This is a genomic window from Vibrio brasiliensis LMG 20546 (assembly GCF_000189255.1).
Taxonomy (GTDB): Bacteria; Pseudomonadota; Gammaproteobacteria; order Enterobacterales; family Vibrionaceae; genus Vibrio; species Vibrio brasiliensis.
In genome coordinates this window covers 13,516-27,840 of sequence record NZ_AEVS01000090.1, presented here as the reverse complement: position 1 = coordinate 27,840, position 14,325 = coordinate 13,516, and the positions used below count along the sequence as shown (strand labels likewise).

Annotated in this window: 14 protein-coding genes; 6 read left to right on the top strand and 8 right to left on the bottom strand. The window is 45.3% G+C overall.

Annotated features, from left to right (window positions below; translation table 11 throughout):
- Nucleotides 1-6 precede the first annotated feature (6 nt).
- The 3 genes from RH46_RS17575 to RH46_RS17565 all read right to left on the bottom strand — a co-directional run bounded on the left by RH46_RS17575 (nucleotide 7) and on the right by RH46_RS17565 (nucleotide 1,460).
- The gene (locus RH46_RS17575; RefSeq protein WP_006880865.1) at nucleotides 7-435 is read right to left on the bottom strand and encodes a DUF3010 family protein; all 429 of its coding nucleotides are present in this window, start codon (nucleotides 433-435) and stop codon (nucleotides 7-9) included.
- Between the two features lie 137 nt (nucleotides 436-572).
- Nucleotides 573-917, bottom strand: coding sequence for a cystatin domain-containing protein (locus RH46_RS17570; protein ID WP_040896153.1), 345 nt, complete (start codon nucleotides 915-917; stop codon nucleotides 573-575).
- Between the two features lie 198 nt (nucleotides 918-1,115).
- Nucleotides 1,116-1,460, bottom strand: a complete 345-nt coding sequence (locus RH46_RS17565) for a DUF3316 domain-containing protein (protein ID WP_006880863.1) — start codon at nucleotides 1,458-1,460, stop codon at nucleotides 1,116-1,118.
- 393 nt (nucleotides 1,461-1,853) lie between these two features.
- Here RH46_RS17565 and RH46_RS17560 point away from each other — a divergent pair, with 393 nt between their 5' ends.
- From RH46_RS17560 to RH46_RS17550, 3 genes are all read left to right on the top strand, one after another.
- The gene (locus RH46_RS17560) at nucleotides 1,854-2,684 is read left to right on the top strand and encodes a DUF6279 family lipoprotein (protein ID WP_006880862.1); all 831 of its coding nucleotides are present in this window, start codon (nucleotides 1,854-1,856) and stop codon (nucleotides 2,682-2,684) included.
- Between the two features lie 87 nt (nucleotides 2,685-2,771).
- Entirely contained in the window at nucleotides 2,772-3,536 is a 765-nt protein-coding gene (locus tag RH46_RS17555; RefSeq protein ID WP_006880861.1) for a sulfite exporter TauE/SafE family protein, read from the top strand.
- 154 nt (nucleotides 3,537-3,690) lie between these two features.
- Complete coding sequence (locus tag RH46_RS17550) at nucleotides 3,691-3,882, top strand: hypothetical protein (RefSeq protein ID WP_006880860.1); 192 nt, start codon at nucleotides 3,691-3,693, stop codon at nucleotides 3,880-3,882.
- A 27-nt stretch (nucleotides 3,883-3,909) separates the two neighbouring features.
- On the opposite strand, the gene RH46_RS17545 is transcribed toward RH46_RS17550, so the two are convergent.
- Nucleotides 3,910-4,347 (bottom strand): VOC family protein, encoded by a 438-nt coding sequence (locus RH46_RS17545; RefSeq protein WP_040896150.1) that lies wholly within the window; start codon nucleotides 4,345-4,347, stop codon nucleotides 3,910-3,912.
- A 99-nt stretch (nucleotides 4,348-4,446) separates the two neighbouring features.
- On the opposite strand from RH46_RS17545, the gene RH46_RS17540 reads away from it, so the two are divergent.
- Both RH46_RS17540 and RH46_RS17535 read left to right on the top strand, forming a co-directional pair.
- Nucleotides 4,447-4,770 (top strand): putative quinol monooxygenase, encoded by a 324-nt coding sequence (locus RH46_RS17540; RefSeq protein ID WP_006880858.1) that lies wholly within the window; start codon nucleotides 4,447-4,449, stop codon nucleotides 4,768-4,770.
- Nucleotides 4,767-5,207, top strand: coding sequence for a YtoQ family protein (locus RH46_RS17535; protein ID WP_006880857.1), 441 nt, complete (start codon nucleotides 4,767-4,769; stop codon nucleotides 5,205-5,207). The genes RH46_RS17540 and RH46_RS17535 overlap by 4 nt, the downstream gene beginning before the upstream one ends.
- Nucleotides 5,208-6,442: 1,235 nt before the next feature.
- Here RH46_RS17535 and gnd read toward each other — a convergent pair.
- The 4 genes from gnd to RH46_RS17510 all read right to left on the bottom strand — a co-directional run bounded on the left by gnd (nucleotide 6,443) and on the right by RH46_RS17510 (nucleotide 13,389).
- Nucleotides 6,443-7,891, bottom strand: coding sequence for a decarboxylating NADP(+)-dependent phosphogluconate dehydrogenase (gene gnd / locus RH46_RS17525; RefSeq protein ID WP_006880854.1), 1,449 nt, complete (start codon nucleotides 7,889-7,891; stop codon nucleotides 6,443-6,445).
- 34 nt (nucleotides 7,892-7,925) lie between these two features.
- Nucleotides 7,926-8,642 (bottom strand): 6-phosphogluconolactonase, encoded by a 717-nt coding sequence (pgl, locus tag RH46_RS17520; RefSeq protein ID WP_006880853.1) that lies wholly within the window; start codon nucleotides 8,640-8,642, stop codon nucleotides 7,926-7,928.
- Nucleotides 8,639-10,141: a glucose-6-phosphate dehydrogenase gene (gene zwf, locus RH46_RS17515; protein WP_006880852.1), complete on the bottom strand. Its 1,503-nt coding sequence runs from the start codon at nucleotides 10,139-10,141 to the stop codon at nucleotides 8,639-8,641. The genes pgl and zwf overlap by 4 nt, the downstream gene beginning before the upstream one ends.
- A 371-nt stretch (nucleotides 10,142-10,512) precedes the next feature.
- Nucleotides 10,513-13,389: an HD domain-containing phosphohydrolase gene (locus RH46_RS17510; RefSeq protein WP_006880851.1), complete on the bottom strand. Its 2,877-nt coding sequence runs from the start codon at nucleotides 13,387-13,389 to the stop codon at nucleotides 10,513-10,515.
- A 183-nt stretch (nucleotides 13,390-13,572) separates the two neighbouring features.
- Between RH46_RS17510 and RH46_RS17505 the strand changes: the two genes are divergently transcribed.
- Complete coding sequence (locus RH46_RS17505; RefSeq protein WP_006880850.1) at nucleotides 13,573-14,316, top strand: phosphatase; 744 nt, start codon at nucleotides 13,573-13,575, stop codon at nucleotides 14,314-14,316.
- Nucleotides 14,317-14,325 lie beyond the last annotated feature (9 nt).

Here is a 14,325-nt window from a genome sequence, read left to right as displayed (position 1 = left end):
CCGTGCTTAACCACGCATCATCGCGCAAGCGTAGGCAGTAGTGAAAGCTTGTTCCTGATATTGCTTAAGGCCAGTTTCTTTAAACTGAATGGCAAGCGGGTTTCGTTTCAGGCTCTCTTTGATCTCTGTTGGAGACACTACTTTTACGTCGATACCTTCGATGAGCTGGATCGCTGCTTCTAGTTTAAAACCAACCGCACCACCGGCAAACTTACCTTTAGTCTGACGCTGACGAATAACGACTTTTTCGATTTGGTAGTCCTGAATTAACTTCGCAAAAGAGAACTGGAACTTCTTAACTTCTTGCGTATCGTTAGCATTGCCAATTGTCAGCTTAGCTACGCGGCAGTCTGGTAGGTGAACTACGCTATCAGCATGTGAAAGAAGGCAGATTACTGCGTCGTTCCCTTTTAGTTCTACACCACAAATTTTCATGTTTATACCTGATCGTTTTAGAGCGGGCTATTATATCTGGCATTTACAACATATCGACCATTTTGTTGCGTTAAGGACGAAAGAGTTTATTAACCCCTTTGTTGAACAACCCTCGCTCCGTTTTGCCTGTTTGTCGCTTATGGGCAAAGTTCACCTTGCTGAGCAACCTGATCAATCATGTAATCATTCCGCAGGTTTCGGTAGACCACAGCGTGCCAAACTTCACCATTCTCCAGAGTAAACTCAATCGCATAGTTAACGCCGTTGACGACTTGTGTGCGAACTTCATTGACCTGTTTTAAAGGAGAAGCGGTGTTCATCTGCGACATCACGGTGTCGATTGCACGTTGCGAATCTGGTGTTATCTCAGAGACAGACCATCCTCCCGGCATTGGCTTAGATTGACACATTGCACTAACAGGGCGACTTGACTGTTCTGAGTTGGTATTTTGGCTACAGCCAGCCAGGGTGGCTACAGCAATAAGAGAGGTAAAAAATAACTTTGTTCATTGTTATACCCTTAGGTTAGAGACACATAGATAAAGTTAATCAGAGAAGAGTGTGTTAACGAACCTGATATGCAGCGAGTATAGCTGCCTTCAAACAATCAAAGTCAAGAAACTGCAATAAAAAAGGCCGCTTTAGTAGACTAAAGCGGCAAGGCAGGGGGTGGTACTGGATTAACTATTGCCGCTTTCGCGGAATTTATACTGGTAGCCGACATCGAGGACAGCTTTGTACTCAATGTTCCCTGGGCTACGAGCGAATTCATCGATAGATACCGACATGTCTTCTATTTTGACACTTGGTGTGATGACGTTATTTTCATGTATAGGTAGAGCCGTTTTTAGTTCGGCACTATTCATTGCCTTCATCTCATCCATGAGGTTAAAAGCCGCATCATAAGCTTGTTGTTTGCTTGCGTAAGCATCGGTATAAACGCTAGTGTGTGACGTCATTGTGTTAGTACTAGCGAAGACTGATGCACTCATTACCAGCGAAGCTAAAAGAATTACTTTTTTCATATGTCTTTCTCCTGATGGGTAACCTTCAGTAATTAGATTACGCCTCAGACCGTAAAGCGTCTGTCAGGCAATGTAAGATTATTCCTAGTTTTCGTAAAGGTTACCTTTACGTTGATAACCGTAAGATAACAGTGTGATGAAATCATCGATTAGCCACCGCGAATGTCATTGTTAGGTGATGGGCGGCACTTTGCCGCCTGAGGTGAATCTGTCATCAGACGCGACGGCGAGTGAACGAGGTTAATCTTATTAACTTGCTTGTTTTACAGGAGTTACTGCCATTCTTTTTAGGGTTGGTATCTAAGTTGCAATAAAGTTTGCTGAAGACACATAGGCTGATTGTGTCTATGGTAATAACAATGGAACTAGCAGTGCGTTGTGTAGGAAGAAACAATGAAAAAACTAGCAATACTATTCGCTGTTTGTCTGGCACTTGCCGGTTGTAGCTCCAAGTTTGTTTACAACAATATGGACTGGTTGCTGCTGGAATATCTGGATGATTATGTTGAGCTCAATGATGAACAGGAAGAATTGGTTAGCCAGAAAATCGCTGTATTAAGCGAGTGGCATCGTCAGGAAGAGATCCCAAATTACGTCGAACACCTCGATGAACTGATGGCGATTGAGCCGGGCACATTCACTTTACAACAACTTGAGAGCCAGCAACTTAAATTTCAACAACATTCACAACGTCTGGTGAGTCGGGTCGCTCCCGAGCTATATTCTATAGCTCGCGAACTGTCCGACGATCAGGTAGAGCAACTGATGAACAGTATTCGTGTTCGTCACACCAAATACAAAAAGAAATATCAGCCACTATCAGAGCCACAAGTAAAACAGCGTTACCGCGAACGGATCGAAGAAAATCTCGAAACATGGATTGGCAGCCTAACCAATCAACAACAGACGTTACTTGATGACTGGGTTGGGGAGTTGTATGTCACGTCTCACGACTGGATTGATCATCAGACTAAGATGCGAATCGAGATGAATGCCTTGCTCACCAACCGTCTGGATATAAACAAGTTTCAACCTGAATTTAATAATTTGATGTTCAATCCTAATAGCTTTTATGCTCCGGAACTGGAACAGAAAATTGATCACAACAAGCAGGTTGCCAATCAGTATCTGGTTAAAGTCATTAATTCTATGACCAATAAGCAGACCGAGCACTACCGAGAAGAGTTACTGGATTGGAAAGTGGTCGCGCTAGATATTCAGTAGTTTGAGCACAAAATTGGCAATTCACTATTTGTTCAATGTAAAGAGCAGGTTAGAGTGGGTAACCCCTAGCATAAACTCGTAACCAAAATGGAATGGATTCTACTCTTTGGTGCAGGTGTTCTGGGAGGCATACTTAACAGTATCGCTGGAGGTGGTAGCTTTATCACTTTCCCTGCGCTTATGTTTGTCGGTGTCCCTCCCGTGATCGCTAATGCAACCAACACCTTCGCAGCGTGCGCAGGTTATATCAGTGGCACTTACGGATTTCGTCAGGATATTGCCCATTTAGCAGGCTCGCTCAAGTCAATGATCTTCTTTAGTTTACTTGGTGGGGCAATCGGTGCCTATTTGCTTCTTAGCGTATCTGAACAGCAGTTTCTGGTCGCTATTCCCTGGCTACTTCTGTTTGCTACCTTACTGTTTGTCTTTGGCAATAATATCAGCTTATGGTTTGGTAAAGCGGCTAAATCTGCTGCTTTGAATCCTCTTTGGGCCGTCGTGAGTGTTACTCTATTGCTGATAATGGTTTCTGCTTATGGTGGCTTCTTCAATGCTGGTCTGGGGGTGATTGTATTGAGCTACTTAGTTCTGGCGGGGCATAGTGATATCAACCAGATGAACGGTTTGAAGCTGTTGATCTCTTCCTGCGTATCGATTATTGCCATCGTGGTGTTTGTCATCGATGGGGCGATTGACTGGCCGAGGGGGGGGGCTGTGATGCTAGGTACCCTATCTGGCGGGTATGTCGCGGCCAGAGTGTCACGCAAAGTCGACCAAGCGTATGTTAAAGGTTTCGTTGCACTTTCGAGTATCGCAATGACGATCTATTTCTTCATTGATGTCTATTGGTAGCCGCTAAGCAAATGATTGCGATGCATCACACCACTAGCTATTTTGAGTTCAATTTAGGTTAATTTAGTTTTCAGTACGGCATAATGAATTGGTCAAAACATGGCCGGTTGTTCGTCTTTTTGGCCATGATTCTTCGTTTGTAATAGGAGGCGTTATGAGCAGAAAACTTGGTCGAGTAATGTCAGGCAGCCGCATGATTACCTTCGTCGCGTTCCTCGCTGCAACCTTCGCATGGATATTGAACATGCCGGCACTTTTTACCGTTTCAGTGATTGCCCTTGTTGCCAGTGGCGCACTTTATATCAACGACAAACGTAACAATAAAGATAAGCATAAGAGTGCCTGAGGGCACTCTCGCGTATTGCGTTTACTGCTAGCCCAATTGTGACGATGTGACCTGGCTGCTATCGCTAAAGGACTGGTGTGAAATCGCAGGATGGTAAAGTGGCTGAATAACATGACCTTCAGGGTCTAAGCAGTGAAAGCTTCTTGCTCCGTCACTGTGGTCATGTGGTGTGTCTAGTACTTTAACCCCATTATCTAACATAAACTCATACCATTGCTGTAAAGCGTCTTTATTCGATACGATAAAACCGAAGTGGTCAACGCTGGTTGGTGACGTAACTCTTTGCGAACTTGCTCGTCCCAATGAAAGGTTATCGCAGCCATTGGTCAGATATACCAGGTTGTTACTGGCTCTGCGTAGTACCTTCATTCCAATAATCTCGGTATAGAAGCGCTCACACTCCTCAAATTTTTGCACCACCAGAGCGATATGTCTCATCCCAGTGAATCCTTGTGGTCTACTCATATACATTACTCCATTGTTGTATTTGATTTAAGTTGTTATTGTATACAATGTTAAGTGATTTGATAGCTGTTATGCAATGAGATAAACAAAAGGAATGATATGTACTGTATTATTGTTACCAACAAAGTTGTTGTGGGACGAGAGAAGGAATATCTTGAAATCATGTGTGAGAATGCCAGAGCATCTTATGAAAATGAAGATGGTTGTATACAATTTGATGTTATTGCCGATCTAAACCAGCCGCAGACATTCCACCTGTATGAGATCTACAAGAATCAACAGGCGCTGGCAGCTCATAAACAGACGCAACACTATCTAGCCAGTAGAGAAAAGCTAGCTGGGATCGTAATAGAACAGTCGGTAATACGAGCTGATGTAATAGAGACAAGTGCCGTAACAAATACTGAAGGAGTAACAGCATGAAATGGAAAGTATATTTAAGTGGTGAAATACACACTAATTGGCGTGAACAGATCGAGGAGGGGTGTCGCAATCGAGGGCTCGAAATCGAGTTCTATTCTGCTAATACAGATCACGATTCGAGTGACGCAGCTGGCGACTTATTGCGTGAAAACAGCAGTGACTTCTGGCGCGACCATCAATCTTCCAAAGTGAACGCGATTCGTACCAATACTCTCATCAAGCAGTGTGATATCGGCGTAGTCAGGTTTGGTGATAAGTATCGACAATGGAATGCGGCGTTTGATGCTGGCTTATTGAGTGCACTTGATAAGCCATATATCACGTTACACAGCAAGGAGCTGATTCATCCACTTAAAGAGGTGGACGGCGCTGCAATGGCATGGGCTGAAACTCCAGAACAAGTGGTCGAGCTGCTGAGCTATGTGACTCGCTCTTAAAAACAAGAGGAGCCTATCAGCTCCTCTTGATTGCGGTTTACCTACTACAAGCCACCTTGTTGCTGAGCCTGTTTAACCAGAGCCTGACGTTGAGCTTCCTTACTTGTTACTTTATTTCCTTTGAGCTGCTTTGTTCCCCTACCTGTGGAACGAATACAAAGTACTTGTTAATAGTCATGTTAAGGACCTCAATTAATGTTGTTCAACCATCCAGGTTAGATTAGTCACCGATCGCCGCGGCATTCATCTGCGGCTCCTTGTTTAGGTATCAAAAAATAAAGGATGCTAACTCAGTTAACATCCTCCTTATACGCCTTAACTATAGGATGAGATCGTAGGCTGATAAATAGCCACTCTCATCTTTTTACCCTGTGCTGACAATAAACCCATACGCAAACGAGTGCGTAAATTTTAATCGCCAAGATTCACATTTTCCATCTTGGAAACGACGCCTTTCCTCAACTGATTGTATGCATCTATTACAATATCCTTAGGATCTATGTACACGGAGGTGATACACGTTTTATTAAACCCAGCCAACTGTCACTTGGCTATCAGGAAAAGTAAAATATGCTCACGCACTACACTTCAGTCGCTATAGAACAAGCCCCTTTGCTCGATGAGAGAGAGCTGTTCATCGCATCCAATGTCCAGTCGCTGGAAGACTTTCTAAAAACGGAACTATCTATCGGACGGCACATCTATTGTTCGTTTACTCAGTCGCAGTTAGATTTATGTATTGCCAAATTACTCACACGACGACGGATCAAAAGTATCAGTTTCTATGATGGGCAAACGCTGTTACTTGTTGACACTCTTTCAGCATCTGTCGCTTGAGAGGTAGGGCGATAGGGATAAATACGAATAGGCTGTAGGGCATTTCTAAAAACATCTTCGCTATATAAAACCTATGATATAACGGCCAGTGTTGTGGATGAGTTCCTGGCGGCAGTATGAGTGGGATCGAACTAAGTAAAATAAAGTCAGAGCTTGAAAGGCTCGACAATCAGCAGTTAAAAAACATTAGGCATGAAGTTGACAAGTTACTGAATGAGAAGGAAAAGTCGGGTGAACTATTGTCCGAAGAGGAAATAGAGTTTATTCGTGGAATATACAAAAAGTAAATATTGTTAATGCCTTATCGGCAATTTTGAGCTTGTAGCGACCATACACCATTGCCAAACAAAAAAGCCGATTTGCTCAGCAAATCGGCTTTTTATCAAACGGCTAACGAATTATACGTCGTAAGTCGTAGACGCAGTGTCACCGCCTGTACCAGTCCAGTTAGTGTGGAAGAATTCACCACGTGGACGGTCAGTACGCTCATAAGTGTGAGCACCGAAGTAGTCACGTTGAGCCTGAAGTAGATTCGCTGGCAGGCGAGCTGTTGTGTAGCCATCCAGGAACGAAAGCGCCGAGATAGTACAAGGCATTGGAATACCAGCTTCAAGCGATTTAGCCGCTACTTTACGCCATGCTGCCAGGCTGTTTTGTAGGATGCCTTTGAAGTAGTCGTCTGAACCAAGGAACGCGATATCTGGGTTCGCTTCGTATGCATCACGAATGTTGCCTAGAAACGCTGAACGGATGATACAGCCACCACGCCACATTAGCGCAACGTTGCCGTAGTTTAGATCCCAGCCATTTTCGTTAGAAGCTTCGCGCATTAGCATAAAGCCTTGAGCGTAAGAGATGATCTTTGATGCAAGTAGAGCCTGACGAAGTGCATCAACCCACTCCTGCTTATCGCCTTCAACTGGTGTGATTGTTTTGCCGAATAGAGACTCAGCTTCAACGCGTTGATCTTTAAGTGCAGACAGACAACGAGAGAATACCGACTCAGAGATTAGCGTCAGTGGAATACCCAGATCTAGTGCGTTGATACCAGTCCATTTACCCGTACCTTTTTGACCAGCGGTGTCCAGAATCTTCTCTACTAGAGGTTCACCATCTTCATCTTTGTAGCCAAGAATGTCAGCTGTGATTTCTACCAGGTAGCTGTCTAGCTCAGTTTTGTTCCAGTCAGCGAATACTGCTTGCATCTCGTCTGCAGACATACCAAGACCATCTTTCATGAACTGGTAAGCTTCAGTGATCAGCTGCATGTCGCCGTATTCGATACCGTTGTGAACCATCTTAACGAAGTGACCTGCACCATCGTTACCAACCCAGTCACAACAAGGCTCGCCAGCGTCAGTCTTCGCTGAGATACCTTGGAAGATAGGCTTAACTGCTTCCCAAGCTTCCGCAGAGCCGCCTGGCATGATAGAAGGACCAAAACGCGCACCTTCTTCACCACCAGATACGCCAGTACCGATAAAGTGAATACCTTTTTCACGTAGTGCAGCAACGCGACGGTTAGTGTCAGGATAGTTAGTGTTACCACCATCGATGATGATGTCACCTTTGTCCAGAAGTGGCGTTAGTGCTTCGATGAACTTGTCTACAACTTCACCAGCACGAACCATTAGCATCACTTTACGAGGTGCTTCTAGTTTCTCAACTAGCTCTTCCAGAGAGTAAGCACCGATGATGTTTGTGCCTTTTGCTGGTCCTTCAAGGAATTCGTCTACTTTCGCAGCAGTACGGTTGTGAGCTACCACTTTAAAACCGTGGTCGTTCATGTTTAGGATAAGGTTTTGACCCATTACTGCCAGGCCAATTACACCGATATCACCTTTCATTTTATCTCTCCAATTTTCTATTTGCGCATTCGCATTACGCGATTTTTGCTGCTGCGTCTGAATCTAAGTACCACTCCGTCTGACCCGCTTTAGACTGGATCTTGGCTGCTGGATAAGGCAGCTCACTTGCCGGAGTTGTATGAATTTCGTTTACGATCTCTACTTTGCCTGCGCCAAGCACCAGGTAGCTGATACGTTTTGCTGCTTCTAACACTTTAGCTGTTTTAGAAACGCGAATCTGTCCTGACTCTGGGTGAGAAGCCAGTACTGCCAGATTTTGATCCTGATAGTCTGTCTGATTTGGGAACAGGGATGCCGTGTGGCCATCAGCACCGACACCTAGCAGAATCCAGTCAAAAACAGGCGTACCGTTTTCACATGGGATCACTGCCGCCATTTCTTGAGCAAAGCGTTGTGCTTCTGTTGCTGGCTCATCTTCACCACGGATACGGTGGATGTTCTCAGCAGGTAGGTTCACCTGGCTAAACAGTAGCGCGTTTGCTTCACCGTAGTTGCTTTCAGCATCATCAGGGGCAACACAGCGTTCATCACCCCACCAGAAGTGAAGGTTGTTCCACTGAATTGAAGTCGCGTAAGCTTCTGTCGCGAGTAGTTTGAACAGCATTTTTGGCGTACTACCGCCAGAAAGCGAAATATGAACAGGACGGCCAAGTTCGCTAAACGCTTTCATGTCGTCAGCTAAGCTGGCTACTACTTGCTCAGCTGTTTGAAAAATCTTGTGATTGATCATAGTTCACAGTAATCCGTGTCAGTTAGGTTCTTACAAGGGAATCGCCATGCGCGGTTATCACGCTGTAACAAGTCATCAGACTCTTTTGGTCCCCATGTACCACAAGCGTATCCAAATAGTGCTTGTGGGTCTTGTTTGAAGTCTAGAATCGGCTGAACGTATTTCCAGCACGCTTCTACCGCGTCGCTACGAGCAAACAGGGTTGCATCACCGTTTAGCGAATCGAGTAGCAGACGCTCGTATGCTGTAAGCATTTGCGTTTCCTGAAGAGAAGCATAATGGAAGTTCATCTTCACTTCTTTGGCATGGAAACCTGCTCCCGGCTCTTTGAGACCGAAGCTCATCTGAATGCCTTCGTCTGGCTGGATGCGGATGATTAACTTGTTTTCAGGTGCATTCTGACCAAATACCGGGTGAGGTGTCTGTTTGAAATGGATAACCACTTCAGTAACACGTGTAGGCAGACGTTTACCTGTACGCACGTAGAAAGGAACACCGTTCCAGCGCCAGTTGTTGATGTATGCTTTCAGGCCTACATAAGTCTCGGTACGCGAATCTTCGGCAACTCCAGGTTCATTACGGTAGCCTGGTAAGAACTCACCGCGTACATCTGATTCAGTGTACTGACCAAGAACGAGGTTGTTACGCAGGTCATCTTCTTCAAGTGGTTTTAGGCACTGAAGGACTTTTACTACTTCATCACGCATCGAGTCAGCGTTGATCTGCGCTGGTGGCTCCATACCTACCATCGCCAATACTTGCAATAGGTGGTTTTGGAACATATCACGTACAGCGCCAGAGCCATCGTAATAGCCACCACGCTCTTCAACACCGAGGAACTCTGCGCCTGTGATTTCGACGTAGTCGATGAAGTTGCGGTTCCATAGCGGTTCAAACATCGCGTTAGAGAAGCGGAATACCAAAAGGTTTTGCACTGTCTCTTTACCCAGATAGTGGTCGATACGATAGATTTGGTGCTCTTGGAAATGCTCGTGAATCTCTTTATCGAGTTTCTGAGCGGAAGCAAGATCGTAACCGAACGGCTTCTCGATGATCAGGCGTTTCCAGCCATCATCTTCATTATTCAGACCGTGCGCTGCAAGGCTTGCTGGAATAATGCTGTATAGGCTAGGTGGTGTCGCTAAGTAAAACAGAGTATTGCGCTGTTCAAACTGATACTGGTCTGCAAGTTGGTCAAGACGCGATGACAGTTTGGCGTAATCTGAAGTCTCAGAGGTGTTGATCGCTTGGTAATGCAGATGATTGATAAAAGCATCTAATGTTGCCGGCTCAGTCTTCTCCATTTCCTGAAGAGAGCGTTTTAGCTTTTCACGGTAAGACTCATCGCTGTACTCGGTACGACTTACGCCGAGGATAGCGAAGTTCTCAGGCAGCTGTTTGTTTGAGTAAAGGTGATATAAAGCAGGGATCAACTTACGATAGGTTAAGTCGCCCGAAGCACCAAAAATAACGATGCTGCTGTTTTCTGGTATTACCATCATCTTTCCCTTAGAAACGAGGTAGTTAGCATGTGCCTAGTCGGCTGGCATTAAAGTAAGCCAACACTATCAACGACACCTCAAATTATAAAATCGGTCCTGCCTATTAAACTGATAGGCAAAAGCCATATAAAGCGTGCCACTTGTTTAATCTGCCAGCTCACGCTGACGCCAAAAAACGGTGCTGAATGTTCAGATGGCAGCGTATTGTCTATGACTCTTTGACATACATCAACCTTTGAGAGGGCAATCGATTAAATATTGACTTATTGTTACCCTAACTTGTTGAAAATTATAGGCAGGACGAAATTTTGCATTTTGCAATAAAAATTACGTATTTACTCTAATTTAATCGTTTATTAAGGGGCTGGTCAGAAATGAGATTTTAGGAAGGTTTTAACGGTTCGTATATGCGCTTCACGATCGATTGCACCACATTGACTTGGTGCTAAGAACCTCTCAGCGTATCGCTGGTCAATTTGTTGTTCGAGGAAGATAAGGTACAGCTTAGGATCAATATGGCCGCTGGTTGCCATGTCGGTCATGATCTCTATCGATTCGCACAGTGTTTTGGCTTTTTTATATGGTCTGTCACTAGACGTTAACGCTTCGAACACATCTGCTATCGCCATTACACGGGCTGGAATAGAGAGTTGCTCTTCAAACAAACCTTTAGGATAACCGCGTCCATCCATTCTTTCATGGTGACCACCGGCGATCTCAGGGATGTTTTTGAGGTGTTCAGGGTAGGGAAGCCTGTCGAGCATCATTATGGTCTGAATGATGTGGTCATTGATGATAAAGCGCTCTTCATCGTTGAGCGTTCCGCGCTGTATGGAAAGGTTGTACAGCTCACCGCGATTGTATTTGTAGTCACCAGGTTCCAGAACGAACTCTTGTTGCCAGAAATCTTGTGGCTTGCTACCTTCCTGCCATTCGATCAGGTGAACTTGTTTGTCGCAAAGTAACTTCTCCTCAACGGGTAACGGTTGATTCTGACCCGCACGTTCTTTCTCTATCCATGAAACCCCGGCTTGATCGTCTAAAGTTCGGGTCCAGGTGTACTGGCTGATGCTGTTGAGGCGGTGTATTGCTTCTTCACTCATGCTCTCGCCGCCGATATTACACTCTGCAACGAAATAAAAATCATCGTCTAAGGCTTTATGTTTAAGGTTTAACGCTTCTTTAAGCTGTTCTTTGTTGCCACCCTGACTGATCCCCTTCCAGTAGTCGATTTCAGCTTGAGCCTTGAGGAGTTCAAAGCGCATGCGAACTTCATGAATACGGTCATAGATGGTTTCTAGTTTGGTTGCTTTATCAATAACATATTCGGGTGTGGTGACTTTGCCGCAATCATGTAGCCAAGAGGCAAGGTGCAGTTCTTCCCATTGCTGCTTGGACATGGAGAATAGTGGAAAATAGCTGTCGTCATCTGCAGTCGCTTTAACCAACATTTCAGTGAGCGCTGGTACCCGTTGACAGTGGCTACCGGTATAGGGTGATTTGGTATCAATAGCTGATGCGATAAGCTCAACGAAGGCATTAAGCATCTCTTTTTGTTGCTCTATGCGGTCGATGTTTTCTTTTGCGATGGCGCCAAAGCTGAGTAGCTCTTTGAGGAATGCGTGTTTGTCAGCTTGCTCTGGCGTGATTGCCCGTTCATAGCCGAGCAGTAACACACCGATTAACTGGTTAGTGCGATTGTGTAACGGAAAGAGGTAAACATCCGAGTTGTAGATGATATCCCGATATGGAGCCAGTGCATTGTCATCGCGGTTAAGGTGAACAATATCGCCTTTAAGCAAATCTGTACTAACCCATGCAGTCGATTCAAGTAGCTGATTGATGTCTATTTTAAATGGGATAATGGCTTGAGTTGCTGACGGAGTAAGTTGGTTGCTTTTCTCATCACGAATATAGAGCATGATGGTTTCAGCCCGGGTGACTAAGAAACTTTGATGGGCGATGGTTTTGGCCAAGACCGCGAAATCCTGATTACTGGCGGTATCACGCAACAGATGAAGCAGGTCGTAGAGAGTATGCTCCATCAGCTCTATTGACTGCGTCAGGTTAGCGACTTCCTTGATAACACTTTTTGAGTAGCGGGTCTTTTTGAAATCAAAGCGCGCGATATTGTCGGTTTGCCTCATCAGCGCCTGGAGAGGGTTGGCGAGCCGCTGTACCACCAACCAGACCACGACGAAACTCATCATTAGCATCGCAAGTGCGACTCGTACCTGTTTGTCACGCATCGACAGCAATGAGGCGAGTAAGTCGTCTTGAGGGGTTGCTTCAGCGAGTAGCAATCGAGTTTTATCATTGAGGCTGACCGGCGTTAAGGTCACTGACCAGTTCTGGTTACCATGCTCTAAGGTTTCATAAAGGATTTGGCTTGAGCTGCGGTTAATTACAGTCCTGAACACGCTGTTATTGAGTGAGTCGGTACTAGGTTGTTGCTCGTCACTGAGGAGCAGATCCACATTGTGGTGAGCTAGCACATTAAACTGATTGTCGAACAGGACTAGTTGAGTATTTGGTGACTGTCCCATTTGGGCGATTTGCTCAGATAATGACGTTAGGGTGAAATCAGCCCCCACAACACTGCGACCATCAGGAGAACGACGTGAGAGTGTCACTCCGGTGGTTTTCAAAAAGTAAAAAAAATATGGCTCAGTGAGGCGTATTTCTCCATCCAAATCAGCCCCTGAGAACCAGGGTCTTACACGGGGATCAAACTGATTATCTTTACTTTGTCGCTTACCAACCTGACGGAAGCTACCATCGAGAAAGACAAATCGATTCAGGCCAGCAGCCTGAGTGCTATTGATCATCAATGCGGCTTTCTTTGGTGCGTCAAAACGCTCTCGATCTGCATTGGTTCGTAATGCTCGTATCAAGGTCATATCGCCCGATTCATTGGCATAATAGAGTGCCACAACGCCTGGGTTGCGCTGGAAAATGAGTTTAAGAGAGGAGAGAAAACGTCGATGTTTTTCTGGCGAGCGGTGATCGTCAATCTCTTCGCTCATCGACATAAAATCAAGGGTAGTGAGAATCGGACCTGCTCTGACCTGGAACGTCGATTCCAGTTCCCGACTATGCTCGCGACTTAGCTCTTTAGCGCTCCCTGTCAGCAGTTCCTGAGCGTGACGGTAACTTATGGCAATAAGAACCGACCCCACCAGTGTCGTGAGGATCAGAAACAGAGTAGTGATATGAATACTAAGGGAGTAGCGACGCTTTCTCATAATCTGTCCGGTTACAAGTACATACTAAGTATTGAACAAACTGAGGAACATGCAAAAAAACCTCTTGGTATTGATGCTTTTATTACTACCGGAAAGGATTTGATATGAGTTTAAGTGGACTTCAACGCAGCGAAATTGATAGGCTCTTGCACAGGTTAAAATGGTCGCGAGCAGCTGTTAATTATGAAATTGGTTATTGATACCCACACTCACACGTATGCGAGCGGGCATGCGTATAGCACCCTTATCGAGAATGCGCGTCTGGCGAAGGAAAATGGTCTAGAAATGTTCTGCACTACCGATCACGCAGAGTCTATGCCGGGAGCACCTCATTATTGGTTTTTCTCCAATCAACGTGTGTTACCTCGCTTTATCGAGGGCGTTGCGATTGTCCGTGGTGTGGAAGCTAACATTCTCAATGTCGAAGGCGAGGTGGATGTTCACCCGACCTCGTACAAGAATCTCGATTGGATTATCGCCAGCTTTCACGAACCCGTCTTCAGACCAAGCGACAAAGCCGCTCACACCCAAGCGCTGATTAACACTATCCAGAGTGGTAATGTGGATGCACTTGGTCATCTTGGCAATCCTAATTTCGACTTCGATTTTAAGCGCGTCCTCGAGTGTGCCAAGCAACATAACGTAGCGATAGAGATCAACAATACGACACTGCGTGGCAATAGCAGGGTAGGGAGTGTTGAGCGTTGCTGTGAGATTGTTGCATTAGGTAAAGAGATAGGTGTCTACTTTACGACAGGGAGTGATGCGCATTTCTGTCAGGATGTAGGTCGCTTAGATTTGGTGGCAGACCTTTTAACGAATGCTGGTGTTGACAGTCAGCAGGTTATCACTCATTCAGTCGAGCAGTTCTTAGCATTTTTGGCTCTGCGTGGGCGCGAGCCAATAGCAGAGTTTCAACCGTTATAAGTTGATACA

Coding starts and splice junctions, on each gene's coding strand:
- RH46_RS17575 (WP_006880865.1), bottom strand. CDS start 435: ATGAAAATTTGTGGTGTAGAACTAAAAGGGAACGACGCAGTAATCTGC.
- RH46_RS17565 (WP_006880863.1), bottom strand. CDS start 1,460: ATGAAAAAAGTAATTCTTTTAGCTTCGCTGGTAATGAGTGCATCAGTC.
- RH46_RS17560 (WP_006880862.1), top strand. CDS start 1,854: ATGAAAAAACTAGCAATACTATTCGCTGTTTGTCTGGCACTTGCCGGT.
- RH46_RS17555 (WP_006880861.1), top strand. CDS start 2,772: ATGGAATGGATTCTACTCTTTGGTGCAGGTGTTCTGGGAGGCATACTT.
- RH46_RS17550 (WP_006880860.1), top strand. CDS start 3,691: ATGAGCAGAAAACTTGGTCGAGTAATGTCAGGCAGCCGCATGATTACC.
- RH46_RS17545 (WP_040896150.1), bottom strand. CDS start 4,347: ATGAGTAGACCACAAGGATTCACTGGGATGAGACATATCGCTCTGGTG.
- RH46_RS17540 (WP_006880858.1), top strand. CDS start 4,447: ATGTACTGTATTATTGTTACCAACAAAGTTGTTGTGGGACGAGAGAAG.
- RH46_RS17535 (WP_006880857.1), top strand. CDS start 4,767: ATGAAATGGAAAGTATATTTAAGTGGTGAAATACACACTAATTGGCGT.
- gnd (WP_006880854.1), bottom strand. CDS start 7,891: ATGAAAGGTGATATCGGTGTAATTGGCCTGGCAGTAATGGGTCAAAAC.
- pgl (WP_006880853.1), bottom strand. CDS start 8,642: ATGATCAATCACAAGATTTTTCAAACAGCTGAGCAAGTAGTAGCCAGC.
- zwf (WP_006880852.1), bottom strand. CDS start 10,141: ATGGTAATACCAGAAAACAGCAGCATCGTTATTTTTGGTGCTTCGGGC.
- RH46_RS17510 (WP_006880851.1), bottom strand. CDS start 13,389: ATGAGAAAGCGTCGCTACTCCCTTAGTATTCATATCACTACTCTGTTT.
- RH46_RS17505 (WP_006880850.1), top strand. CDS start 13,573: ATGAAATTGGTTATTGATACCCACACTCACACGTATGCGAGCGGGCAT.